General features: G+C 43.0%; 24 protein-coding genes and 1 riboswitch. Of the genes, 3 read left to right on the top strand and 21 right to left on the bottom strand.

What is annotated here, in order from left to right:
• Positions 1-11 precede the first annotated feature (11 nt).
• The 4 genes from EJ995_RS04710 to EJ995_RS04695 are packed head-to-tail and all read right to left on the bottom strand — an operon-like array spanning position 12 to position 3,916.
• Entirely contained in the window at positions 12-1,094 is a 1,083-nt protein-coding gene (locus EJ995_RS04710) for a bifunctional 3-deoxy-7-phosphoheptulonate synthase/chorismate mutase type II (protein ID WP_126446101.1), read from the bottom strand.
• On the bottom strand, positions 1,084-1,944 hold the full coding sequence (locus tag EJ995_RS04705; protein WP_126446099.1) for a prephenate dehydrogenase: 861 nt from the start codon (positions 1,942-1,944) through the stop codon (positions 1,084-1,086). Before EJ995_RS04705 ends, EJ995_RS04710 begins: the two co-directional genes overlap by 11 nt.
• Positions 1,941-3,104, bottom strand: coding sequence for a pyridoxal phosphate-dependent aminotransferase (locus tag EJ995_RS04700; RefSeq protein ID WP_126446096.1), 1,164 nt, complete (start codon positions 3,102-3,104; stop codon positions 1,941-1,943). The genes EJ995_RS04705 and EJ995_RS04700 overlap by 4 nt, the downstream gene beginning before the upstream one ends.
• Positions 3,101-3,916, bottom strand: coding sequence for a prephenate dehydratase (locus EJ995_RS04695; RefSeq protein ID WP_126446094.1), 816 nt, complete (start codon positions 3,914-3,916; stop codon positions 3,101-3,103). Before EJ995_RS04695 ends, EJ995_RS04700 begins: the two co-directional genes overlap by 4 nt.
• 332 nt (positions 3,917-4,248) lie before the next feature.
• On the opposite strand from EJ995_RS04695, the gene gldA reads away from it, so the two are divergent.
• Complete coding sequence (gene gldA / locus EJ995_RS04690; RefSeq protein WP_126446092.1) at positions 4,249-5,151, top strand: gliding motility-associated ABC transporter ATP-binding subunit GldA; 903 nt, start codon at positions 4,249-4,251, stop codon at positions 5,149-5,151.
• A 96-nt stretch (positions 5,152-5,247) separates the two neighbouring features.
• On the opposite strand, the gene EJ995_RS04685 is transcribed toward gldA, so the two are convergent.
• Together EJ995_RS04685 and EJ995_RS04680 are read right to left on the bottom strand one after the other, a co-directional pair.
• Entirely contained in the window at positions 5,248-5,652 is a 405-nt protein-coding gene (locus EJ995_RS04685) for a type II toxin-antitoxin system VapC family toxin (RefSeq protein ID WP_126446090.1), read from the bottom strand.
• Positions 5,649-5,948: a DUF6364 family protein gene (locus EJ995_RS04680; protein WP_126446088.1), complete on the bottom strand. Its 300-nt coding sequence runs from the start codon at positions 5,946-5,948 to the stop codon at positions 5,649-5,651. Before EJ995_RS04680 ends, EJ995_RS04685 begins: the two co-directional genes overlap by 4 nt.
• 66 nt (positions 5,949-6,014) lie before the next feature.
• Here EJ995_RS04680 and EJ995_RS04675 point away from each other — a divergent pair, with 66 nt between their 5' ends.
• Entirely contained in the window at positions 6,015-6,803 is a 789-nt protein-coding gene (locus EJ995_RS04675; RefSeq protein ID WP_126446086.1) for a tRNA pseudouridine synthase A, read from the top strand.
• A gap of 33 nt (positions 6,804-6,836) precedes the next feature.
• Positions 6,837-7,436: a DUF2911 domain-containing protein gene (locus EJ995_RS04670; protein ID WP_126446084.1), complete on the top strand. Its 600-nt coding sequence runs from the start codon at positions 6,837-6,839 to the stop codon at positions 7,434-7,436.
• Here EJ995_RS04670 and EJ995_RS04665 read toward each other — a convergent pair.
• The 15 genes from EJ995_RS04665 to EJ995_RS04595 form a co-directional block, all read right to left on the bottom strand.
• On the bottom strand, positions 7,433-8,311 hold the full coding sequence (locus tag EJ995_RS04665) for a head GIN domain-containing protein (RefSeq protein WP_241234691.1): 879 nt from the start codon (positions 8,309-8,311) through the stop codon (positions 7,433-7,435). The genes EJ995_RS04670 and EJ995_RS04665 overlap by 4 nt on opposite strands.
• Positions 8,308-9,501, bottom strand: coding sequence for an acyloxyacyl hydrolase (locus EJ995_RS04660; protein ID WP_241234690.1), 1,194 nt, complete (start codon positions 9,499-9,501; stop codon positions 8,308-8,310). Before EJ995_RS04660 ends, EJ995_RS04665 begins: the two co-directional genes overlap by 4 nt.
• A gap of 15 nt (positions 9,502-9,516) precedes the next feature.
• Entirely contained in the window at positions 9,517-10,470 is a 954-nt protein-coding gene (metF, locus tag EJ995_RS04655) for a methylenetetrahydrofolate reductase [NAD(P)H] (protein ID WP_126446080.1), read from the bottom strand.
• A 14-nt stretch (positions 10,471-10,484) separates the two neighbouring features.
• On the bottom strand, positions 10,485-13,199 hold the full coding sequence (gene metH / locus EJ995_RS04650) for a methionine synthase (protein WP_126446078.1): 2,715 nt from the start codon (positions 13,197-13,199) through the stop codon (positions 10,485-10,487).
• Positions 13,192-14,154: a homocysteine S-methyltransferase family protein gene (locus EJ995_RS04645; protein ID WP_126448868.1), complete on the bottom strand. Its 963-nt coding sequence runs from the start codon at positions 14,152-14,154 to the stop codon at positions 13,192-13,194. Before EJ995_RS04645 ends, metH begins: the two co-directional genes overlap by 8 nt.
• A gap of 197 nt (positions 14,155-14,351) precedes the next feature.
• Positions 14,352-14,454: riboswitch (SAM riboswitch) on the bottom strand.
• A 305-nt stretch (positions 14,455-14,759) separates the two neighbouring features.
• The gene (locus tag EJ995_RS04640) at positions 14,760-15,080 is read right to left on the bottom strand and encodes a 2Fe-2S iron-sulfur cluster-binding protein (RefSeq protein ID WP_126446076.1); all 321 of its coding nucleotides are present in this window, start codon (positions 15,078-15,080) and stop codon (positions 14,760-14,762) included.
• Positions 15,073-16,149 carry an NAD(P)/FAD-dependent oxidoreductase gene (locus EJ995_RS04635; RefSeq protein ID WP_126448867.1) on the bottom strand — a complete coding sequence of 359 codons (1,077 nt, stop codon included), beginning with the start codon at positions 16,147-16,149 and terminating at the stop codon, positions 15,073-15,075. Before EJ995_RS04635 ends, EJ995_RS04640 begins: the two co-directional genes overlap by 8 nt.
• Positions 16,150-16,457: 308 nt before the next feature.
• On the bottom strand, positions 16,458-17,702 hold the full coding sequence (locus tag EJ995_RS04630) for a sulfate adenylyltransferase subunit 1 (RefSeq protein WP_126446074.1): 1,245 nt from the start codon (positions 17,700-17,702) through the stop codon (positions 16,458-16,460).
• Complete coding sequence (gene cysD / locus EJ995_RS04625) at positions 17,703-18,602, bottom strand: sulfate adenylyltransferase subunit CysD (protein WP_126446072.1); 900 nt, start codon at positions 18,600-18,602, stop codon at positions 17,703-17,705.
• Complete coding sequence (locus EJ995_RS04620) at positions 18,595-19,215, bottom strand: phosphoadenosine phosphosulfate reductase domain-containing protein (protein ID WP_126446070.1); 621 nt, start codon at positions 19,213-19,215, stop codon at positions 18,595-18,597. Before EJ995_RS04620 ends, cysD begins: the two co-directional genes overlap by 8 nt.
• Positions 19,212-19,481, bottom strand: coding sequence for a DUF2061 domain-containing protein (locus tag EJ995_RS04615; RefSeq protein ID WP_126446068.1), 270 nt, complete (start codon positions 19,479-19,481; stop codon positions 19,212-19,214). Before EJ995_RS04615 ends, EJ995_RS04620 begins: the two co-directional genes overlap by 4 nt.
• A gap of 96 nt (positions 19,482-19,577) precedes the next feature.
• Positions 19,578-19,988, bottom strand: coding sequence for an RrF2 family transcriptional regulator (locus EJ995_RS04610; protein WP_126446065.1), 411 nt, complete (start codon positions 19,986-19,988; stop codon positions 19,578-19,580).
• Between the two features lie 45 nt (positions 19,989-20,033).
• Positions 20,034-21,125, bottom strand: a complete 1,092-nt coding sequence (locus EJ995_RS04605; protein WP_126446063.1) for a homoserine dehydrogenase family protein — start codon at positions 21,123-21,125, stop codon at positions 20,034-20,036.
• 18 nt (positions 21,126-21,143) lie between these two features.
• Positions 21,144-22,124 (bottom strand): alpha/beta fold hydrolase, encoded by a 981-nt coding sequence (locus tag EJ995_RS04600; protein ID WP_126446061.1) that lies wholly within the window; start codon positions 22,122-22,124, stop codon positions 21,144-21,146.
• Positions 22,125-23,417 (bottom strand): O-acetylhomoserine aminocarboxypropyltransferase/cysteine synthase family protein, encoded by a 1,293-nt coding sequence (locus EJ995_RS04595; RefSeq protein WP_126446060.1) that lies wholly within the window; start codon positions 23,415-23,417, stop codon positions 22,125-22,127.
• Between the last annotated feature and the right edge of the window lie 62 nt (positions 23,418-23,479).

The following is a 23,479-nucleotide window of genomic DNA, read 5'->3' as shown; positions in this document are numbered from 1 at the left end:
AACTAATGGAATTACCCCTTAATTACTCTTTCTTGATGGTTGATCGATTCTTGGTGCACGGCTTTGAAGACTCTCAAAATGAATTCCTCGCTCAATCCTTGCTCCTCACCTAGAAGAATCATCTTGCCTAGAATTTCATTCCATCTTTTTGATTGAAGCACAGCCACGTTTCTAGATTTTTTGAGCTCACCAATGGAGTCTGCAGTTTTCATGCGTTTACCCATGGTCTCAATCAACGTATTGTCGATTACATCGATTTGTGCGCGCAATTGACCTAGTTTTTGCTGGTATCCAGCCTCGTCATCCATTTCTTTTCTAATCTTCAGGTCTTTAGTGATCTGGATCAGACTGGCTGGCGTCACTTGCTGTGCGGCATCACTCCATGCGTTCTCTGGATCAAAATGGGTTTCTATCATCAATCCATCGTAGTTCAAGTCGAGTGCTGTTTGTGAAACATCCAGTATCATATCTCTCTTACCGGTAATATGTGATGGGTCGCAAATAAGCGGAATATCAGGAAAACGTGTCTGGAAATCTACCGCAATCTGCCATTCTGGGTTGTTGCGGTATTTTGATTTATCATAGGTAGAAAATCCTCGATGGATCACTCCTAGATTCTTAATTCCAGCTGTGTGCAAACGCTCTAGCGCTCCTATCCATAATGCAAGATCTGGATTTACTGGATTCTTGACTAATACTACCTTGTCGGTACCCTGTAAGGCATCTGCGATTTCTTGAACAATAAATGGACTTACCGTTGATCGTGCACCTATCCATAACATATCTATATCATGCTCTAGTGCTAGATCAACGTGAGCTTTGTTGGCTACCTCAGTAGTAGTTAATAGTCCAGTTTCTTCTTTGGCGCGTTGCAGCCATTTGAGACCTATAGCGCCTACTCCTTCAAAGTTTCCCGGTCGTGTTCTAGGCTTCCAGATTCCTGCCCTGAAATAAGTCGTATCACTATCCTTTAATTCATGTGCGATCTTGAGTACTTGCTCTTCTGTCTCGGCGCTGCAAGGGCCTGCGATGACTAATGGGTGATCTAGGTTATGGGCATCCAGCCACGCTCTGTGTTCTTTCTTATTTTCCATTTTGTATTCCTTTCAGTATGGTTTTAATTCTATTGGTTTGCGCCATCTCGTTATAAATGGCTGTGTGATTGTCGTTTTTTAAGCTTTCGCGAAAGCTAACTAGATTATCAATATAACCATCCAGTCCAGCTATAACGTGCTCTTTATTTTGTGCAAAGATAGGCGTCCACATGGCAGGCGAGCTCTTGGCCAATCGCACAGTGCTCTCAAATCCACTACCGGCGAGATCAAAAATATCGCGCTCGTTAGCTTCTTCCTGTATCACGGTTTTACCCAGCATAAAACTGGAAATATGCGATAAATGGGACACATATGCTATGTGCTTGTCGTGCGCTGCTGGTGTCATATATCTAACTCGCATACCCAGCTTTTCCAATAATCCTTTGCCTAATTCCTGTTGTGCAAAAGCGGTTTTCTCCACCTCGCAAACGATCATGGTCTTGCCTTTATAAAGATCTTTTATCGCTGCTTGTGGTCCAGAAAATTCAGTTCCTGCAATAGGATGTGTAGCGAGGTATTGTCGCCTGTTTTTATGATTTGCTACTGATGCGCAAATGGCCTCTTTAGTCGATCCTACATCCATGACTAGACTGTCATCATTTATATTATCGAGAACTTGTGAAAGCAAATTGACCGTAGCATCTACGGGAATTGAGACGATGACTAGATCTGCATTTATAAGATCTTCCATCGTTGCTTTGTGATCAACAACGCCGCAGGATATCGCTTGATCCAGATGATCATCATTATGATCGATTCCATAAAAGACAGCTTCTGGATAATGAGCTCTCAAATCCAGCAACATTGAGCCACCTATCAATCCTACTCCTATCAGATATACATTTTTCATGCTTGAACTTTTTTTGAAACTCTGTCGAGCATGATTTCTATATCTTCAATTTTCACGCAAAGGGAAAAACGAACGTAGCGAGCTCCATTACTGCCAAAAATGCTTCCTGGCGCAATGAAAATATCATGCTCATGAAGTAAATCATCGACAAACTGCTTGTCGTCGATACCAACAGGCAATTTGCAAAAAACAAACAATCCACCTTCTTGTTTTATGGGTTCGCAACCTAGTGCTTTGGCAACTTCAACCATTTTTGATCTACGTTCTCTATAAATTTCTAATTGGGTCGCGTACCAATCATCTTCAGTCTTGAGAGCAGCGATCGCACCTTTTTGAACTGGATAAAACATGCCACTGTCCATATTGGTTTTTACTTTAAGGACTTCTTTAATGAGTGTGGCGTTACCAGTCAACATACCTACACGCCAGCCTGCCATGTTAAACGTCTTACTTACCGAGTTCAATTCAAGCACCTGTGCGTTTCTTGAATTTGTAAACTGATGGATGCTGATTTTTTTATCGTATCCCAAAAAGCTATAGGGATTGTCATTGACTAATAATATGTCATGCTTCTGGCAAAAGACTATTAACTGTGCAAAAACCTGAGAGCTACCAGCCACACCGGTAGGCATGTGCGGATAGTTGACCCACATGATTTTTACCTTGCTCAAATCTTGTGATTGCAACGATTCAAGATCTGGCATCCAGTCGTTCTCATCTATCAAATTATAATAAATAGGCGTTGCCTCACACAATCGTGTAGCACTTGAGTAGGTAGGATAACCTGGATTGGGAACCAGCACCTGATCACCTTTATTGAGAAAAGACATGGAAATATGCAGAATACCTTCTTTACTACCCATGAGCGGTATTACCTCGCTTGCTGGATCTAACCGGACGTTATAATGACGTGCATAAAAATTGCTCATCGCCTCTCGCAATTCGGGCAATCCCAGATAACTTTGATATTGATGCGCTCTCTCATCGTTTAATGCATCAATCAACGCTTCATTTACAGCCGCTGGTGGTTGCAAATCTGGACTACCTATACCTGCATTGATAATAGGCTTGCCCTGATTGATTAAGGACTTTACCTCGCGCAATTTTGTTGCAAAATAGTATTCCTTAACCTCATTTAATTTATCTGCTGGTGTGATCATAGCGTGGCAGCTTTATAGATTCCCATAATATTAAATTCTTTGGTTAGAGATTTCACCTCACGCACGGCATCTTTAAACATTTGTAGCTCAACAAATTCCACATCCACTACAAAACTGAATAGAAATGGCTGCTCAGGAATAGGAATGGATTGAATTTTGGATAGATTGAGACCTTTACGCGCAAATAGACTCAAGATTCGGCTCAAGCTTCCTGCCTCATGTGTGGTCGTAAAATTTAATGTTGCTTTGTTGGAGTTTTCAGTCTCAGGTTGCGAGGCTTTTTCAACTACAACAAATCTGGTGGCATTTAGCTTTTCTTCCTGAATGTCTTGTGCGATGATTTCAAGATCATAAAGGCTGGCTGCAATTGATGATGCTATGGCCGCGACACCTTTAAGGTGGTTCCGCTTTATTCTCATCACTGCGGCTGCGGTATCATCAGTTTCTACCAGCTTGGTGTTTTCTAGATCATTTAAAAACGGCTTGCATTGCAATAAGGCCATTGGGTGCGATTGAACCTCTTCAATATCTTTCAACGTTTGACCTGCGATCGCCATGAGGCAATGATTTATGGGTAAGAAATACTCTGCCGTAATCACAAGTTGGTACTGTTGTAGCAAACCATAATTTGGTAAAATGCTACCAGCAATAGAGTTGCCTATCGCCATGACACCAGCCTGAGACTCGCCACGATCTACTGATTGTGCCAACTGTTCAAAGGTGTCGCATTCTACCATGGTGGCTTCTTCAAACAGCGCTGTTGCTGCTTGATGATGATAGGATCCTGCGATGCCTTGAATGGCTACTTTCATTTTGATCTATAAAAAAAGTCCTGACTGGATCAGGACTTTATTGTAAATTATTAATTTGAATTTCTACAATACCGTCCGCGCTTCCATAAAATAGAAGTAGAAACCGTACCAGAAATAAGTATTGTTATTCATAATAAGTGACTAATGTAAACCTCTTATTTTGAACCACAAGCAAAATGCAGCGTTTTTCAATAATTATTTTACTACAACGTTTTAGAAACCGTGTTATGCTGCTTTGGGCGATTACGCTTTCGCGAAAGCGTAACTTTTAAAATCCTATTAAACATCTATCTGACTCATTTGTACATTCCAACAATCCCTATCTTTACCTTATGTCTATAAAAGTTGATCAATTATCAAAGTATTATGGTAATCTAAAAGCACTGGATAATGTTAGTTTTTCTATCAAATCTGGTGAGATCGTTGGTTTTTTGGGACCCAATGGCGCTGGCAAATCTACCATGATGCGCATCTTGACCACTTATCTCAATGCAAATGATGGTGAGGCAACGGTCAATGGACATGATGTGAGCAAAGAGCCGCGAGAGGTGCAGAAATCGATAGGCTACTTGCCAGAGAACAACCCACTATATCCAGAGATGTATGTGCGCGAGTATCTAGAATTTAGTGGCAGTGTATATAACATTGAGCAACTCAAGGATCGCGTGACAAAAGTCATTGAACTCACTGGTCTAGATTCTCATAAAGGCAAGAAAATCAAGGAGCTTTCTAAAGGTTACAAGCAACGCGTAGGACTTGCTAACGCTTTATTACACAAACCAAAAGTGCTTATCCTCGATGAGCCTACCACAGGTCTGGATCCCAACCAACTAGTGGAAATAAGACAGTTGATACGCAAGGTGTCAGAAAGCACAACGATTTTATTGAGTACACACATCATGCAGGAAGTTGAAGCAATGTGTGATCGTGTCATCATTATTAATAAGGGAAAGATTGTCGCAGACGATTACTTGAAAAATCTAAAAAGCGACGCCACTCAAGTAATCGAGGTTGAATTTGACTACAAAGTTGAACCAGAATTGCTGGCACGCATTCCTATGGTGCGTGAGGTTAAAGAACTGAACGGCTTCAATTACCGATTGATCTTTGAAACCAAAGATGACCAGCGTAGCGGCGTGTTTGATTTTGCCCACGATAATGAATTGAAGATTCTATCCTTAAACAAGAGGAACAAAAATCTTGAGACGATGTTTCAGGAACTTACTGGTGATTAAAAACATAACCAAAATTAGTTGAATGGTCCTGGTTAAGTGCTAGGCAACTAATGTATTCAAAAGCGTCTTTGTACTTTGTACTAAATACTATGTACTCTAAAACAAAACCTCTTCAGGCGCAAATACTGGAATGGTAGAATGCTTGAAATCCTTTTTATTTCTGGTGATAATACCGTCGATGCCTTTAATGGATGCGGCACATTCAAATTGGACAGCATCTTCAAAGTCGTTGATTTTACTTGTACTTGCGGTTATCAACATCGCGCGACTTACAGGCACAATCTCTATATCTCTCAAAAAAGTGGCTATTGTCTTTTTTGCAGCTACCGCACCATTCTCTTTTTTCAAATAGAAATAGGAAGTTGTTATAGCATTGTCTGATGTATAGAGTGTCCAATTTATTTTTTTGACTGCTTCAAATATTAAAACCGCATTCTCAACAAAAGGTTTACGAGTAAGAAATAGGTCAATTATGATGTTTACGTCAACAAAGTACTTCATTTTAAATATTTCTCGAGTCGCACATCTCTAAACTTCTCTCGATCCTCGACTGGATCCCAATCAGATTTTACGATGCCAGCCATTTTGCGATAAATACTCGCTTCATGTTTTTTATTCTCGGATTGTGATGAACGCTTTTCATAGGTAGCCTCAGGTTCTTTTACAAGATTTGAACCTGTGATCTTTTCAAGATAACCTTCAATCAATTCGGACAGACTGCGATCAGTTTCCTTAGCGTATGATTTAGCCTTCTTAATGACTTCTTCATCTATACTTAATGTCAGTTTCTTTTTCATTATACGTATCTATTTTATAAAGATACGTATAAAGTCGCAACCGCTTACAAATCCTATCTTTGATACATGCCATTCAACCAGCGACACTACTACATCATTAAGTTACAATACCTAGGCTTCCGTTTCCACGGTTGGCAAAAGCAGCCAAATCTACCTACCGTCGAGCGCATGGTGCAGCGCACCTTGAGATTTGTGTTTGATCATTCCAATTTCAAAATCCTGGCAGCAGGTCGTACCGATGCTCGTGTGTCAGTAAATGAAACAGCGATTGAATTATTTCTTGATGACGAGCCTATCGCAGATCTTGAGGAGTTCATACAGGAATTCAATCTCAACTTACCCAGTGATATAAGAGCCTTAGGAATTCAAGAAACCACTGCAGATTTCAACATCATTCAGGCAGCAAAACTCAAGGAATACATCTACCTATTTTCGCATGGCGAGAAGTTCCATCCGTTTTGTGCGTCGCTTATGGTTTATATGAAATCACAGCTGGATATAGAACTTATGAAAACTGCCGCCCAAATGTTTATAGGAGAGAAAGATTTCTGGTCATATACCTACAAACCTAAAGCGGAAACCATCACCACCAGCGTGGTTGACAGCTGTTATATCGAAGAGAACCATCTCTTTACAGCTAGCTTTTTTCCCGAGAAAAGCTTTTGCTTTCGCGTAAGCGGTAAAGGATTCAAACGCCACCAGGTACGGCTAATGATGGGTGCGCTATTTGATCTGGGAATGGGCAAGTTAACTCTTAAAAAATTTGAGAAAACACTGGATGGCAGCAATAAAATCCACCTATCGCACATAGCACCATCAAGCGGATTGATACTATACAAGACAGATCTTATCTAAGGTTTCTTACCTTTAATTCAAATAATTAACAACATGAAAAATTTGATTTTATGCATTGCCGCAGCCGCAATGACTTTTACTGTAAACGCACAAGATTTTGCTGGCGCCGACAAGAGCCCGATGGATGTCGCCTATTTTCCAGCAGATGCTCCTAAGAGAGCTTTCGCGAAAACTGACGAGCAAAAAGCTGCTCTGCAACCAGCCATTAGAGTATTATACGGCCGTCCATCACTTAAGGGTCGCACGCTTTTTAGAGAAAGTGATGACCGCAAGGCTGGTATTACTAAATACGGTGAAAAATGGCGTCTAGGTGCTAATGAAAGTACAGAATTGCTGCTATTACAAGATGCCAAAATAGGCGATCAGGTACTGGTAGCAGGACGTTACACACTAGTTGTGGTTCCTAATAAGAATGAGTGGACGATTCATGTTAATGCTGAGAATGACGGTTGGGGAAATTTCTCTCACAATGCAGCTCTTGACATCGTGACTATTACAATTCCAGTAAGCACGGTAGATGATAGCCTAGAGGATTTGAGCATCGCGCTGTATTCACCTAATGATGATAATGTGGTTCATTTAAAAATGGGCTGGGCAAATTACAGAGCAGAAATGCCTATCACGCTTCTCTAGTTTTCAAACAGTAATCGACCACGCCACGTGACATCAACGTCGACGTTGGTAGGTCTAGAATTCAATATCACATCGCCGTAGCCATTTATGGTTCCGGCGATGTTTTGTTTTACATCCATGCGCCATTCTGATGTTCCTCGATGAAAGATCTGTGCGTTTTGGATCTCAAGATCTGCTGCATAGATGCGACCATCTCCATCTAGAAAAGTGATATCTGCATTTTCCACATTTCCTTCTAGGTAGAAATAACTCAAATTATTTGAGATGATGATTAAGTTTTCTACATCCAGATTCAAACGCATGTGACCATCTGTGTTGTAGAAATCCTCTTCAACACTTTCATCTTCTGATAATAAGGTCAAATTAGGATACCTCAAGATACCATCGCTTTTTAAGTCTTCGCCAGTGCTGGTTCTTATTTCGGTCAAGTTGGGCGATGTGATTTCGATTTGTGTAATGCCATAATCTCGCATCACATTGCAGCCATTATTGTTGACCACTTGTAATTGACCGTCGACCACATTTAGTTCAATGTCATTTAAAAGGTTTTCACCAGTGCGCACAACCACTTTTTGCTCATCACCGTGTATAAATGTTGCGCCCATGCGCTCAAAAATGACTACTTTATTAAAAGGTTCTACCTCAACCTCTGTACTTACCAGATCACCAGCAGCTTGGGTACAGTTAAGGCCTTCTTCTGAATCGCAAGAGGTTGTTGTTAATATAACGGCCATAAATATGATGATCGAAACCGCCTTCTTGAAATTCTTGTGAGCGAAGAGCTTCCATTCTCCATATTCTATAATCCATAATCCAATTCTGGATTCTTCATTCTGAATTCTGAATTCACTCTTAAGTCCTAATTCTGAATTCATAACTTCTCTAGTTTTGATTTAAAGATATTCTCAAATCTGTAGCCTATCCCTAGGCTAACGCCTTCGGCTTTGGCGCCATGCGCTTTTACGGTCACGCTGGCAAATATATTGTCGGTCAGTCTGCGTTGTAATCCTAGACGGTTATAAAATCTGGATTCAAAAGGTATGGGCTGGTAGTAGTAATAACCTAACTGCGACAGCAAACTTGTTTTTCCCAAGTGCAACTCGTGACCTACAAAAATTCCTGCTCTCTGGAAATTCTCGTCACCATCAATATCATCTTCTGGAAAGCTATTAACTCTGTAATCACGGTATTCCTTTAAGAATTCTGCAATGAAAAGTTCTAAACCAGCATGCAGGCTGCTCTTGATGTTGATGCGCTTGTCCAGATAAACGCTAAAATCATAAAACGGATATTGTCCACTTCCGCGATAGTCACTCTCATTAAAACCTAGACGCGCGACCGCTGTCAATCCTATAGGCTCCGTGTACTTTCTCTTAGGCCATATCTTATATTCTGGAATCTCTTCATGATTAAATGTGTAATTGACACCAGCGTTGAACAACCATGTATTAGTAGAGTTGTTGGGCGCACGCACATTAGCATTTGAATAATGGATGATGCTCGCTCCTACTTGAAAACCAAAACCATGAAATAAATTCTCTTTCCTATAATTACCCAGCAAATAAGTCGAACTAGTCAATCGGGTACCATAGGCATTATTCTGCGGATTGCTATCCACGTCAAAAGGTCTCGTCATGTAAGAGATTCCTTGCCCTACTCTAAACTGCATGTTGCGATTAAAAAAGTAAAAGTTATAATGCGCATACGCACCATAAGCCTCACCTAGAAATCGATTTTTCATGTCCTGATAGGCAAAACTAAAACCGTAGTCTGGGAAATTGTAGCGCGACTGCCATTCTTGGCCACCATAAGTCTTGCGGTTATAACTCAAAAGGATCGCCGTAGGATGATCTGTGATCAAATGCGAGATATCTGGATTGTGTTGCAGGATCGTCCCGTACAGGTAGGAAGCGTCGATTGTAAAAATTTTATCGAGATTTTTATCATTGCTGGTAGAGTTGCTATTAGATTGTGAGAAGCCCGCTTTCGCGAAACCTGCCTGCCCAAGTGCGGTCACGACAGGCAGGGCGTAACAAACCAACAACATTAAAACATGATACGTCATTTGCGCTAAACTACGTTAAAAAATGGCGCGCGCAATGTCATAAATATTATCGCTTTTTCCCATGCTGTAAAAATGCAATACAGGTACATCATGCTCCAATAACTCACGACACTGCTCAATGCAAAACTCCACGCCCACTTGACGTACGTCTTTATTGTTCTTGCAGTTTTCTACGGCCTCAACTAATTCTTGCGGCATGTCCAGATGAAAGGTTTGCGGCAATAATTGAAGATGTCTTTTTGTGGCAATAGGCTTGATTCCAGGAATGATAGGCACCTCAATTCCCCTCTTGCGAGCGGCTTTGACAAAGGCAAAATATTTTTGATTGTCAAAAAACATTTGCGTCACCACATAATCTGCACCTGCGTCTACCTTATCTTTCAATCGCTTGAGATCTGATTGCAAGGATGGCGATTCCTCGTGTTTTTCTGGGTAGCCAGCCACACCTATGCAAAAGTCAACATCGCACGAGATCTCAATCACCTCATGTAAATAATTACCCTGGTTGAGATTTTCTATTTGTTTGACTAGATCGATTGCGAACTCATGACCGCCGTCAGTACTTTCAAAGCGTTTTTCTTCCTTTCTCGCATCGCCGCGCAGCGCCATGACGTTCTCAATTTTGAGGTATTGACAATCAACCAGTAAATACTCGGTTTCCTGTTTGGTGAACCCACCGCAAAGCAAGTGCGGCACAGTATCTACATCATATTTATTCTGGATTGCCGCACAAATTCCTAGCGTTCCAGGACGCATTCTGGTCAATCGTTTTTCCAGAAGACCACCTTGTTTTTCAATATAAATGTACTCTTCGCGCGAGGTTGTCACATCAATAAATGGCGGCTTAAATTCCATCAAGGGATCGATGTTATTGTACAATTCCTGTATGGATTTGCCCTTGACTGGCGGTATAATTTCAAAACTGAAGAGCGTGTCGTCAGCGTTTTTGATATGGTCTGTAATCTTCATTAAATTCTTCTGGATTAATCAGCGATGTTTGGGTTGAGCCATTTTTCCGCTTTCGCAAAAGAGATTCCTTTACGGTCTGCATAGTCCTTGACCTGATCTTCCTTAATCTTGCCCAGCCCAAAGTAGCGTGATTCTGGATGTGCAATGTAGTAGCCGGAAACACTGGCTGCCGGCCACATGGCAAGGCTTTCCGTAAGCTTTACGCCTATGCGTTTTTCTACTTGCAACAATTCCCAAATCGTCTCTTTTTCCAAGTGATCTGGACAGGCTGGATAACCTGGAGCAGGTCGTATTCCTTTATAGGCTTCTTTGATCAAGTCATTGTTTTCCAACTGCTCGTCGCTGGCATAACCCCAGAATTCCTTACGTATTCTTAGGTGCAGATATTCGGCTAGCGCTTCGGCGAGTCGGTCGGCAAGAGCTTTGAGCATGATGGAATTGTAATCGTCGTGATCCTTCTCAAATTGCGCAGCTCGTTCTGGAACACCAAAACCTGTGCTCACACAAAATACTCCTATATAATCTTGAACGCCGGATTCCTGTGGTGCGATGAAGTCAGATAGTGCGATTTGAGGTTTTCCAACCGCTTTTTTGGATTGTTGGCGCAAGGTTCTGAATATAAAATCCTGATCAGTTCCCTTGACCTCTATGTCATCCTGCTCATTGGAATTTGCTGGGAACAAACCGTAGAGTGCTTTTGCCACTAACCAATTCTCATCAATGATTTTCTTCAACATTTCTTGAGCATCTGCAAAAAGATCTGTCGCTTGCTCGCCCACGACGGCATCGGTCAAAATATCAGGATAACGACCATGCAAATCCCAACTGCGGAAGAACGGCGACCAGTCAATGTATGGAACAACTTCTTTTAAATCAATTGCTTCCAACTCATGAACGCCAAGTTCCTTCGGCTTCACAGGTTGGTAATTGCTCCAATCCAATTGTAGTTTATTTTCTCGTGCCTGCTCAATCGTTAGGAAATCCTTTTTCTTGGCCCTACCTAAAAAGTCATTGCGCAGTTTAGTGTATTCTTCTTTTTTAGCTTTCGCGAAAGCGTGATAGTCATCACCCTTATCACCAGTCAATTCTCCAGCGACGGTTACCGCACGACTGGCATCATTCACGTGAACGATGGTTCCGTCATATTCTGGTGCAATCTTGACGGCCGTATGCGCTCGCGAAGTCGTCGCACCACCTATCATCAAAGGCACCTCAAAATTGCGTCGTTTCATCTCCTTGGCGATATAAACCATCTCATCCAGCGACGGCGTGATGAGTCCGCTCAGGCCAATGATATCCACTTGATGTTCAATTGCAGCATCCAGAATTTTTTCTGGTGGTACCATGACGCCTAGATCAATGATCTCATAATTATTGCATGCAAGTACTACCGAAACAATGTTTTTCCCGATGTCATGCACGTCACCTTTTACGGTGGCCATCAATACCTTTGGCGAACTGGTGCTGGAAAGAAAATCAGGATTTTCTTTTAAATTCTTTTCTTTCTCTGCTTCAATGTAGGGCAACAGATAGGCTACCGCCTTTTTCATAACGCGTGCACTCTTGACTACTTGCGGTAGGAACATTTTTCCAGAACCAAACAGGTCGCCGACGACATTCATACCTGTCATCAAGTGACCTTCTATGACCTCGATCGGCGCGCTGGATACTTGTCTGGCTTCCTCGACATCTTCTATGATGTAGGCGTCAATACCTTTAATAAGAGCTCGTGTGATTCGATCCTGTAGAGGTGTTTCACGCCAACTGTTATCTATCGTGCTGGTTCTTACTGTTTGAGTAACGCTCTCGGCATAATCGAGTAGTCGTTCAGTGGCGTCATCCCGACGATTGAGCAAGACATCTTCTACATACTCCAGCAGTTCCTTATCGATATCGTCATAAACTTCCAGCAGTGCTGGGTTCACGATACCGATGTTCATTCCAGCCTTTATAGCATGAAATAGAAAGGCACTATGCATGGCCTCACGCACTTTGTTATTGCCACGAAAGCTGAAACTCACATTGCTCACGCCACCACTTACGCTGGCATGCGGCAGGTTCTCTCGCACCCAACGCGTGCCATTGATAAAGTCGAGTGCGTTGAGTTTATGTTCTTCCATTCCAGTTGCCACTGGAAATATGTTCAGGTCAAAAATGATGTCCTCTGGCGCGAAATTTATCTTATCCACCAGGATATCGTAACTGCGCTTGGCAATCTCAATGCGGCGTTCATAGGTGTCTGCTTGACCTACTTCATCAAAGGCCATGACGATCACGGCGGCGCCGTAGCGTTTGATAGCTTTGGCGTGTTTGACAAATTCTTCCTCGCCTTCCTTAAGGCTGATGGAATTGACCACGCATTTTCCCTGAACAACCTGCAATCCAGCCTCGATGATTTCCCATTTGGAACTGTCGATCATGATAGGCACCCGCGAAATGTCCGGTTCTGCTGCTATGAGATTGAGGAATTTGACCATGGCAGCCTTGCCATTGATCATTCCATCATCCATGTTAATGTCGATGATCTGCGCACCATTGTCCACCTGATCTCTTGCTATTTCCAGTGCCTCGTCAAATTTATCCTCATTGATTAAACGCAAGAATTTTTTGGAACCCGCTACATTGGTACGCTCGCCTACATTGACAAAATTACTTTCGGGAGTAATGACTAGCGGTTCGAGTCCGCTAAGTTTGAGTGGTCTAAATTCGTTCACTTGTTTATCAGGCATACGCTAGTTTTTGAAGTGAAGGAATGGGTCTCGGCTTGTATTCTGCAGCGATTTTAGCGATGGCAGCAATATGATCTGGTGTCGTACCACAACAACCACCGATGATGTTGATCAGTGATTTGTCGAGGTATTCTCGTATTTGAGATGCCATTTGTTCTGGCGATTCATCGTACTCGCCAAAAGCATTAGGCAATCCTGCATTGGGATAGGCACTGATGCCAAATGGCGATTTGCTTGCCACGGTTTCCAAATAAGGTGTGAGTTGTTTTGCGCCCAATGCGCAATTGAAACCAACAGATAACAGCGGAATATGCTCAATCGAAATCATAAACGCCTCTGCTGTTTGACCGCTTAGAGTTCTTCCCGATGCATCTGTGATCGTACCGCTTACCATAACCGGAATATCTAGATTTAGTTCTTCTTTCAATTCTGAAATGGCAAAAAGAGCCGCCTTGGCATTGAGCGTGTCAAAGACCGTCTCTACCAGCAAAATATCCACGCCACCTTTTATCAATCCAGCAGCTTGCTGTTTGTAGGCAACGCGCAACTCGTCAAAAGTGATCGCACGATAGCCTGGATCATTAACATCTGGCGACATGCTAGCTGTTTTATTGGTTGGGCCGATCGCGCCGGCGACAAATCTGGGTTTGTGCGGCTCGCGAGCCGTGAAGTCGTCAGCGACTTTGCGTGCGATTTGAGCACTTTGAATGTTCAGCTCATCGACCAGATCTTCCATGTGGTAATCTGCCATGGCGATGGTGGTTGCACTAAACGTATTGGTCTCCACAATGTCAGCACCTGCCGCAAAATATTGCGCATGAACATCTGCAATGGCTTCCGGCTGAGTGATGGACAATAAATCATTATTTCCTTTTACATCATACGGATAATTCTTGAAACGCTCACTACGAAAGTCGGCCTCAGTAAATTTGTGTCGCTGTAGCATCGTGCCCATAGCGCCATCCAGCACTAGGATACGCTCTTGCAATGCCTTATATAATATTGTGTTTCCCAATCTTGGTGTTTGTTTTTCAATGCTCACTTGCAACCAAGTATGATCTATAGAAAATCTATAAGGTTAACTTGATATTTGAGAATAATTACGCTTTCGCGAAAGCGATACAAAAAAAGAAAGATGTGCGGATTAATTGCTCGTTATCTGTCCACAAAAGCGTGGTAGAATGAGGCACCTTCTGCAGTTGCAGGGTTGCCAAGGTCTCAACGGGTCTAATCCCTGAACCTTTCTTTATAACTCAAAATGCAAATGAACTGATACAAATATGGGCGATGAAGCTGGATTACGCAAATAATTTGATAATTAGATAATGTGCTAATTTGGTGATTTTTTATCTATTGAGGTGCCAACCGAAACTATTTCCAATGGCAGTCCTGATACCCTTAAACTTCGGCATTTCCCGCAAAGGGATACAAAAAGAGATGAATATTATAACAACTGCTCTAATGATCGAAACTGTAGATCATTTCATCATAGAAGTATTGTCTTCCCTTAAGGGAAGATAAGAGTTGGATGTTTAAAATGCTCACATCTAACATTGAGGATCACTCCTCAGGCGCCAGCTCAATAACCAATCCTTCCAAATCCTCAGTAATCGGAATCTGGCAGCCCAGTCTGGAATTGTCTTTTACGTTTTGAGCTTCCCAAAGCATGGCTTCTTCATCGTCGTTGCGCTCGCCTAGATCGTGGTCGCTGATGATGTAGCACTGGCAAGTAGCGCACATGGCCATACCGCCGCAAACGGCTTGGACTGGTAAATCATAGGCCTTGCAGACTTCCATGACATTCATGTTCATGTCAGTTGGTGCATCGACCTCGTGGCGCTGGCCATCGCGATCGATGATGGTCATTTTTATATCAGACATTCTGCTTATTTCCTATTTTTTTGACGACTGCTTTTTCGGCTTCTTTTCTAGAACCGTCAAAACCGTTGACGCCACCTACGGTGGTGTATTTCATCACATAACGCTTGTCTGGAAAAATTCGCTGGTAGGCACTTTGACACATTAATGTCGCCTCGTGGAAACCACAAAGGATCAACTTCAATTTACCTGGATAGGTATTCACATCACCAATAGCATAGATGCCTGGAACATTAGTTTGATAATCTAATGTGTTATCAACTTTGATCGCATTTTTTTCTATCTCGAGACCCCAATCGGCTATCGGGCCCAATTTAGGGGCAAGACCGAAGAGTGGAATAAAAGCATCGCACTCGATGACTTCCATACGTTTTGCCTCGTCGTTGTGTTGCAACAAAACAGACTCGACCTTTCCTTCACCGTTAATGTCAAGGATTTCGGCTGGTGTTACCAACCTGATCTTGTCTTGCTCTACCAGTTCTTCTACTTTCTCAACACTATCTAGCGCACCGCGGAATTCTTCACGTCTGTGAACCAATGTCACCTCGCTGGCAACATCTGCCAAGAAAATGGACCAGTCAAGGGCGCTGTCGCCGCCTCCAGCGATGACAACTCGCTTACCGCGATAATCTTCGGGATCCTTGATCATATAGGCAAGACCTTTATCTTCATATTTCTCTAGACAATCGATAATAGGTTTGCGTGGTTCAAAAGAACCCAAACCACCAGCAATAGCAACGACTTTGGCGTGATGCTTAGTGCCTTTATTAGTGGTAACAATAAAACTACCGTCTTCTTGTCGCTCAATGGTTTCTGCACGCTCACCTAGGGTAAATCCAGGTTGGAACGGCTCGATTTGCTTCATTAGATTATCAACTAGATCGCCAGCCAAAACTTCAGGAAAACCTGGAATATCATAAATAGGCTTTTTAGGATACAGCTCACTGCACTGACCGCCAGGTTGTGCCAAGGCATCAATGATATGACATTTTAGTTTCAGCAGTCCAGCTTCAAAAACGGCGAAAAGTCCCGTAGGGCCTGCTCCAATTATCAATATATCTGTGGTAATCATGTCCTTTTCCATAGCAAATGTTACGCCAATTAAGCAGCTGCAAAGGTCGTGAGCAAATGGCAGGTAAACAAGTGTTTAGGATGAGCAGTTGCGTTGAGGATTTTAGACCGCTGCGCTGATGGAATATAGATTATGGATAATTGCTTTGAGTTCTATGCTATTCATTTGTTCGATATGCTGATTGTCTATTCCATCTATCCTGCGGACAAACTTTCTTCGGAAGCCTCGATGTGGCCCTACGGTAGAAGTTGAAAAACATTTATTCCATGATCATTGATCTATAATCCATCATCTATTTTCACACCACATTATTCAATGAACCCAACGGCAGCAGTATTTCTGCTTTGTGGATCAATAAGAATGAAGCGGCCGAGTTCTTTTGATTGGTCGTATGTGATCGCTGGAATAGGTTTGCTCAGTTTGAGCTGAATTGTGGCGATGTCATTGAGTTCGAGTTGATCGACATCGATGATATCCTGGTGGAAATCTGCTGATTTTTTTGAGGTGATTTGCTCTACACGGCAAGTCATGCGTTGAGTACCGTATTGTAAGTGAAATTTAGTGCGCGGTCGCAATGGCGTGCTGTCCATCCAGCAGATGGTGGCTTGAATGTTTTTGGTTAGTTCAAGATCGGCTGGTGGTTGCGTCATCAAAATATCGCCGCGATCGACGTTGACCTCATCTTTCAAAGTCACACTAACTGAACTGCCCACTGGCGCCTCGTCATACTTAGCGCCATTAAAATAAATACCGTCAACGGTGCTTGTCTTCATGGACGGCAGCACGGTAATCTGGTCGCCGATTGATAAATGTGCGCCTCTGATGCGTCCTGCAAAACCACGGTAGTCATGATATTCTTCGGTCTTGGGACGTATGACATTCTGGACTTGTAAGAAACTCTGCGAGTCTTCCGCAATCGTATCTATTTTGGATAGGTTTTCTAAGATTGGGCTTCCTTGATACCATGGCATTTCGGCAGATTTGCTCACGACGTTATCGCCCTTGAGTGCGCTTACTGGCACAAAATGCACCTTTCGCTTTTCCGACGGGTGTTTGTCTAGCAGAGATTGGAATTGTTGTACTGCTTTCGCGAAAGCGGACTCGTCATAATCTACTAGATCCATTTTATTGACCGCTATGATCAAGTGACTGGTCTGCAATAAATGGTTGATATAAAAATGCCTAAAGGTCTGCTCGACAACGCCTTTTCTAGCATCGATCAAGATAATACTGGCCTTGCTGGTGCTGGCGCCAGTGATCATATTTCGCGTGTATTCTACATGGCCTGGCGAGTCTGCGATGATGTAGCTGCGGTCTGGTGTCGAGAAATAGATGTGCGCCACGTCAATCGTGATGCCTTGTTCACGCTCTGCAACAAGGCCGTCGGTAGCTAGCGATAGGTCTAGGTAATCGTATCCTTTCTTCTCGCTGCTCTTTTTTATCGCCTCAAGTTTGTCCGTAGGTAGCGATTGCGTGTCGTACAACAATCTGCCTATCAAGGTGCTTTTTCCATCATCCACGCTACCTGCGGTAGCAATCTTCAATACATTCATTTAAAAATATCCTTGTTGCTTACGGGTTTCCATGGCGGCCTCACTGCGCTTGTCGTCGATGCGAGCACCACGTTCTGAAATCGTGCTGCCGCTTATTTCTTCAATTACGGTGTCAATATCTGTCGCGGTGCTGGCGACCGCTGCCGTGCAGGACATATCGCCAACAGTCCTAAATCGCACCCATTTGACTGCGACCTCTTCATGATCATCGCGATATACATAAGGTGAGTCGCTCCAGATCAAGCCGTCACGCTCAAAAACAGATCGCTCGTGGGCATAATAGATCGATGGTATCTCGATTTTTTCACTCCTTATATAATTCCAGACGTCCAATTCTGTCCAATTAGAAATAGGGAAACATCGCACATTCTGGCCTAATTCGATCATGCCGTTGAGTAGATCAAAAAGTTCGGGTCTCTGGTTTTTTTCATCCCATTCGCCGAAGTCATTGCGTACAGAGAAAATACGTTCCTTGGCGCGTGCCTTTTCCTCGTCGCGTCTCGCGCCGCCCATGCAGGCATCAAAGCCATGTTCTTCAATGGCGTCCAGCAAGGTTTGTGTCTGCAGTTGGTTGCGACTGGAATAGCGACCAGTTTCTTCCTTAACGATTCCTGCATCGATGTTGTCCTGAACGTGAGCCACGATCAAGTCCAGATCATATTTCTCCACCAACTCATCCCTGAAATCTATGGTCTCAGGAAAGTTATGACCTGTATCTACATGTAATAAAGGGAACGGAATTTTGGCGGGAAAAAAGGCCTTGCGGGCAAGATGCAACAATGTGATGCTGTCCTTACCGCCAGAGAACAAAAGGACTGGTTTCTCAAACTGCGCGACGACCTCACGTATGATATAGATCGCCTCGGCTTCCAACTCCTTGGTAATCAAAACCTTAGGCATGAAGACCGCATTCTCTGTTTGACTCGACTTTGGTTGGGTCAAAATATTTAAACTCATTGGGTAGATCGTGTTTTGCTAGATATTCGTCAAGTTGTTGATCATCATAATGATAAAACGGGCTCACCTTGAGTACGCCATCCTTACTGTATGAGAGGACATCAATAGAATCTCTAAAATTGGTCTGGCCTGCGCGCAAATTTGTGAACCACACATCTGGCTGAAAATGCGCCATCGCTCGCTGAAAAGGTTCTAGTTTGACTTGTCTAGTAAATTCCGCATGATTGGAATCGTCCACCGTAGGTATTCCTAGCGTTTCATTTCTATAAGACACCGTTTGTTGCGGCACATACGTGGACACGTCTAGACCTAATTTCTCGATTACCTCGATGGCGTGTCTGTATGTTTGCGGCGTGTTGTAACCTGTATCGCACCACACAACTGGTACGTTAGGATCCACACTTGCCACAGCGTGCAATATGGCTACTTCATACGGCCTGAAGTTAGTCGTCACTATAGGCTTGTGCGCCTGCTCTAATACTGTATCGATAATTTTGCTGGGTTCCGCTTTCGCGAAAGCGGAATTATAATCCTGATAATTGCTATGATCTATCATGGTCGTCTACCAAATTTTATGCAGTTCCACACGCGCTCGTGGGCAACGTAGAGAACCATTTTTGTAATCAATTCTACACCACCAATAGCAAACGCCGTGTTGATCTCGCCGGTCAAAAAATAGGAAATCAAAACCGTGTCAATCGTACCGATAACGCGCCAACTAACCGATTTTACAATGCTGCGCACCGTTGAATCTTGTGAGGTAGTTGCCGTGGTGGTTTTTTGGGTTTTGGCGCTGGTGTATAAAAACTGATCCAGAATCATATACTCAAATGAAGTGCAAATTAACGACATAATCCTTAAACCCTATAAGGTTACTAGGATAATAATACGCAAACGTTTTTGTTGAGTATAGCTGGATTATGAAATCAAGTCAGCAAGTGTTTGTTTCTCGAGTATTTCCAGTGTGTTGTCTCGCACTTGTAGCATGAGTCGATTAACCGCGCAGGCATCCTCATCAGGGCAATCGTTACACTTTTCATAGAAATTAAGGCTCACACAAGGCAACATAGCGATAGGACCTTCTAGAATACGATGCACGGTCGCCATCCTGATTTGATCTGCATTTTGCAGCAGATAGTAGCCGCCGCCTTTTCCCTTGCGACTGCCTAGAATACTGTTTTTGCGCAGCTCTAGCAAGATGGATTCCAGGAATTTATGCGGTATATTTTCAGATTCGGCAATGGTGGCGATGCACACAGGATTTTCCTTTTCCTGTCTGGCGAGATAGGTCAATGCCTTGATACCGTACTTTGTTTTTCTAGATAACACGTGGCAAAGCTACCATTATTATCAAACATGGGATTTTATTGACAGCTACACCTCGACAAAAATCTGTTTAGCTACGCTCGATCTCGCGATCGTGATAATATCTGACAACAATCCACGTGCTGTCACTTCACGACCTGCGCCAGCGCCTTTTATGACTAACGGATGCTCGCTATAGCTTTCTGAATAGATTTCAAAAAAGCCATCACTGCCTCGCAATTGTCCTGCCGCAGAGTCTTCTGGAACAGCCTGCAAGGACACCTTGAGTTTGTTGTTTGTCGCGTTAAAAGTTCCCAAGTGTCTGAGAACGTGATTAGGTTCAAGATTTTGCTTTCTTTTCTCAAGATCTGCATCTAATTCCGTCAAGCGTTCTATGAAATCATTTGTATCTAGTTCTTGTAAATCGGCTGGTACTAGATTTTCAATCTCAATATCCTTGAATTCTAATTTGCGACCAGCTTCTCTTGCCAGCACCAACAACTTGCGAGCAACATCATTGCCCGATAAATCCTCACGCGGATCAGGTTCTGTGTAGCCATTCACGAGGGCATCTTTCACGATTTGCGAAAAAGCAACATCTTCCTGTGAAAACCTGTTGAAAATGTAACCTAGCGATCCAGAAAACACACCGTTGATCGCATGCAATTGTTCACCAGCAGCTGTGAGTTGTTGTACCGTTTGAACAATGGGCAAGCCAGCACCAACATTGGTTTCATATAAAAATTGAACCTGATTGTTTTTAAGCACGCTTCTTAAGTGATCATAAAACTGCTGATCCAGCGTGTTGGCGATTTTATTTGCAGTGACTATGTGGAAACCTTCACTAGCGATTTCTGGATAGAAGTGTGACAGCTCTTTACTGGCCGTTGCATCAACCGCAATACGCACGGCATCGACATATCGGGCATGCTGGTAAAAACTATCAGGTTGCCTGACGACACCATCGTTCTCAAAAGAGTGCTTCCAGTTATCATCAATACCATCTGGTTCAATGAGAACTTTTCTTGAATTGGCTAGACCAACGATTCTTACATCCAGATGATGTCGTATCTTAAAAAACGAATGTGATTGCAGTACTTGTTCAATAAGCTTGCTGCCTACATTACCAATACCGAATATATATAAGTGAATTTCTTTCATAATTATAACGTCGTCATTTTATACGACTGGATTTTCTACTACCACGGTAGCTAGAATTTGATTAATAATGTGCGAGACCTGATCGTGCTCAATCAAGAATGCATCATGACCGTGCAAACTTTTGATTTCATAATAATGCACTTTTCCTGTATCTCTAAATCGTTGATGCGTATCTCTATCTTCTTGAGGAACAAAGAATCCATCACTGTCAATCGCAACTAGATGAACTTGGGTTTCTGTATTGCCTACAACTTCATCAATACTTTTATGTGACCTCGCCGCATCCGTGCTTTGCAACAAATGATTGACCAGCCTGTATGCTGGTAGTGTAAATCTGGATTTCAAAATTTTACCGTGATGATCTAACCAGGCATTCACTTTAAACTGATCATTGACTTGAGCTCGCTGAAATTTGTGCTTTAAACTTTGCGGCGATCTATAAAAAGTCATGGCATGCTTTCTTGCCGTCTCAAGTGGTGCGCTGGATGTTGACAAGATTTGCTCTTGCACATAGCAACAGGCGATCAACCAGTCGGTAGCTTTCCAGTCTGCCGCGATAGGCACGATAGTCTTAAATAAACTAGGCTCGATAGCTAGCAGTTCCCAAAGCAATGCGCCACCTATGCTGCCGCCTATTCCTAAGTGAAATTGCCGAATCCCAAGATGCTCAAACAATCGTACAAATGCTCTCGCCACATCGCCTAAGTTCCAGTCTTTGTAATTGTAAACCAGATGATCTACATCGCGATCATGACCATTACCAGGCAAATCAATTGTTAGTAAAGTGAAGCGATTGGTATCTAGCGGTTTGTCAGGTCCTACCATCTCAAACCACCAGCTTTCCAGATCAGAATTACCTGTGAGCGCGTGATTGACCAGAATTATGGGTGCGCTGTGTAGCGCGCACCCGTATATTCTATAGGTAAGATGGACGTCCTGTTTGATACCAGAGATCGATTCAAAATCTGGAATTTGATATGTCTCAAGATTTACTGACATCTAGGCGGTAACTCCAGATTTGATGGCTGCAAATGCGTTGACGAGATCTTGTTTCAAATCCTCTATATCTTCAAGACCAACGGATAGTCTGATCAAATCCTTTGTCACACCAGTACTAAGCTGATCTTCGTCCTTAAGCTGCTGGTGCGTGGTGCTTGCTGGGTGAATGATCAAGGATTTTGTATCGCCTATGTTGGCTAGCAAAGAGAATACCTGAGCGCTGTCGACTACTTTTTTGGCACTTTCATAACCACCTTTTACTCCAAAAGTAACGATACCACTTTGTCCTTTAGGCAGATATTTTTTTGCCAGATCGTAGTAATCGCTGGACTCTAATCCTGGATAGTTGACCCATTCTACTTGTTCTTGAGTTTGTAGCCATTTAGCTAATTCCAGTGCGCTTTGACTGTGCTTTTCAATACGCAATTGTAGGGTTTCTAAACCTTGAATGATTTGCCATGCATTGAACGGTGATATCGCACCACCTAGATCACGCAGGCCTTCTATTCGCACTTTGGCAATAAAGGCAGCAGCTTCCAGCGCTTCGCTGTAAACCAGACCATGGTATCCTGGCGATGGCTCTGTAAATTCTGGGAATTTGCCGTTTGTCCAATCAAAGGTTCCTGCGTCGATGATGATGCCGCCTAGAGCTGTACCGTTACCGTTGATATACTTGGTCAATGAATGAATGACGATGTTTGCGCCGTGCTCAATAGGATTGAGTAAGTAAGGTGTGGCGACTGTATTATCTACGATCAATGGCACTTTGGCATCTTTGGCTTGTACACTGATTTTTTTGAGATCTAACACATCAAGTTTGGGATTACCTAGAGACTCTACAAATATGGCTCTGGTGTTTTCTTGTACCGCTTTCGCGAAAGCGTCATCATCATTAGGATTGACAAATGTGGTCGTGATACCCAATCTAGGAAGTGTCACCGAAAGCAAGTTATAAGTACCGCCATAGAGCGAATTACTAGCGACGATATGATCGCCAGCACGCAATAAGGTAAGTAGCGTTGTTGAAATGGCGCTGGTTCCCGAGGCGGTTGCCACGGCTGCAAGACCACCTTCTAGAGCGGTGAGTCGCTGTTCCAGCACATCTACCGTTGGGTTATTGATCCTGGTGTAGATAAAACCAGGCTCGGCGAGCGAGAACAGATTTGCTGCGTGATCGCTGTTGTTGAACACATAGCTAGTGGATTGATAGAGCGGCACTGCTCTTGTACCACCGTTGTTTTTGAAGTCATGACCTGTGTGTAATGACTGGGTTGCAAAATTTGAAGTTGACATGTTGTTTCTTTTAAACATCAATAAATAATGTCCATAATCGGTTTGAAATACAGAGTTGCCGC

It is taken from the genome of Nonlabens ponticola, from assembly GCF_003966335.1.
Classification (GTDB): Bacteria; Bacteroidota; Bacteroidia; order Flavobacteriales; family Flavobacteriaceae; genus Nonlabens; species Nonlabens ponticola.
This window is presented reverse-complemented; position numbering and strand designations above follow the sequence as displayed.

Bases quoted from the DNA above. Each gene is read 5' to 3' on its own strand.
- EJ995_RS04645 (WP_126448868.1), bottom strand. From the start codon at position 14,154: ATGGGCACGATGCTACAGCGACACAAATTTACTGAGGCCGACTTTCGT.
- EJ995_RS04685 (WP_126446090.1), bottom strand. From the start codon at position 5,652: ATGAAGTACTTTGTTGACGTAAACATCATAATTGACCTATTTCTTACT.
- EJ995_RS04615 (WP_126446068.1), bottom strand. From the start codon at position 19,481: ATGATTCTGGATCAGTTTTTATACACCAGCGCCAAAACCCAAAAAACC.
- EJ995_RS04630 (WP_126446074.1), bottom strand. From the start codon at position 17,702: ATGAATGTATTGAAGATTGCTACCGCAGGTAGCGTGGATGATGGAAAA.
- EJ995_RS04660 (WP_241234690.1), bottom strand. From the start codon at position 9,501: ATGACGTATCATGTTTTAATGTTGTTGGTTTGTTACGCCCTGCCTGTC.
- EJ995_RS04600 (WP_126446061.1), bottom strand. From the start codon at position 22,124: ATGTCAGTAAATCTTGAGACATATCAAATTCCAGATTTTGAATCGATC.
- cysD (WP_126446072.1), bottom strand. From the start codon at position 18,602: ATGCCTAAGGTTTTGATTACCAAGGAGTTGGAAGCCGAGGCGATCTAT.
- EJ995_RS04705 (WP_126446099.1), bottom strand. From the start codon at position 1,944: ATGAAAAATGTATATCTGATAGGAGTAGGATTGATAGGTGGCTCAATG.
- EJ995_RS04700 (WP_126446096.1), bottom strand. From the start codon at position 3,104: ATGATCACACCAGCAGATAAATTAAATGAGGTTAAGGAATACTATTTT.
- gldA (WP_126446092.1), top strand. From the start codon at position 4,249: ATGTCTATAAAAGTTGATCAATTATCAAAGTATTATGGTAATCTAAAA.
- EJ995_RS04670 (WP_126446084.1), top strand. From the start codon at position 6,837: ATGAAAAATTTGATTTTATGCATTGCCGCAGCCGCAATGACTTTTACT.
- metH (WP_126446078.1), bottom strand. From the start codon at position 13,199: ATGCCTGATAAACAAGTGAACGAATTTAGACCACTCAAACTTAGCGGA.
- EJ995_RS04710 (WP_126446101.1), bottom strand. From the start codon at position 1,094: ATGGAAAATAAGAAAGAACACAGAGCGTGGCTGGATGCCCATAACCTA.
- EJ995_RS04635 (WP_126448867.1), bottom strand. From the start codon at position 16,149: ATGATTACCACAGATATATTGATAATTGGAGCAGGCCCTACGGGACTT.
- EJ995_RS04640 (WP_126446076.1), bottom strand. From the start codon at position 15,080: ATGTCTGATATAAAAATGACCATCATCGATCGCGATGGCCAGCGCCAC.
- EJ995_RS04595 (WP_126446060.1), bottom strand. From the start codon at position 23,417: ATGTCAACTTCAAATTTTGCAACCCAGTCATTACACACAGGTCATGAC.
- EJ995_RS04665 (WP_241234691.1), bottom strand. From the start codon at position 8,311: ATGAATTCAGAATTAGGACTTAAGAGTGAATTCAGAATTCAGAATGAA.
- EJ995_RS04620 (WP_126446070.1), bottom strand. From the start codon at position 19,215: ATGATAGATCATAGCAATTATCAGGATTATAATTCCGCTTTCGCGAAA.
- EJ995_RS04680 (WP_126446088.1), bottom strand. From the start codon at position 5,948: ATGAAAAAGAAACTGACATTAAGTATAGATGAAGAAGTCATTAAGAAG.
- EJ995_RS04605 (WP_126446063.1), bottom strand. From the start codon at position 21,125: ATGAAAGAAATTCACTTATATATATTCGGTATTGGTAATGTAGGCAGC.
- EJ995_RS04675 (WP_126446086.1), top strand. From the start codon at position 6,015: ATGCCATTCAACCAGCGACACTACTACATCATTAAGTTACAATACCTA.
- EJ995_RS04695 (WP_126446094.1), bottom strand. From the start codon at position 3,916: ATGAAAGTAGCCATTCAAGGCATCGCAGGATCCTATCATCATCAAGCA.
- metF (WP_126446080.1), bottom strand. From the start codon at position 10,470: ATGAAGATTACAGACCATATCAAAAACGCTGACGACACGCTCTTCAGT.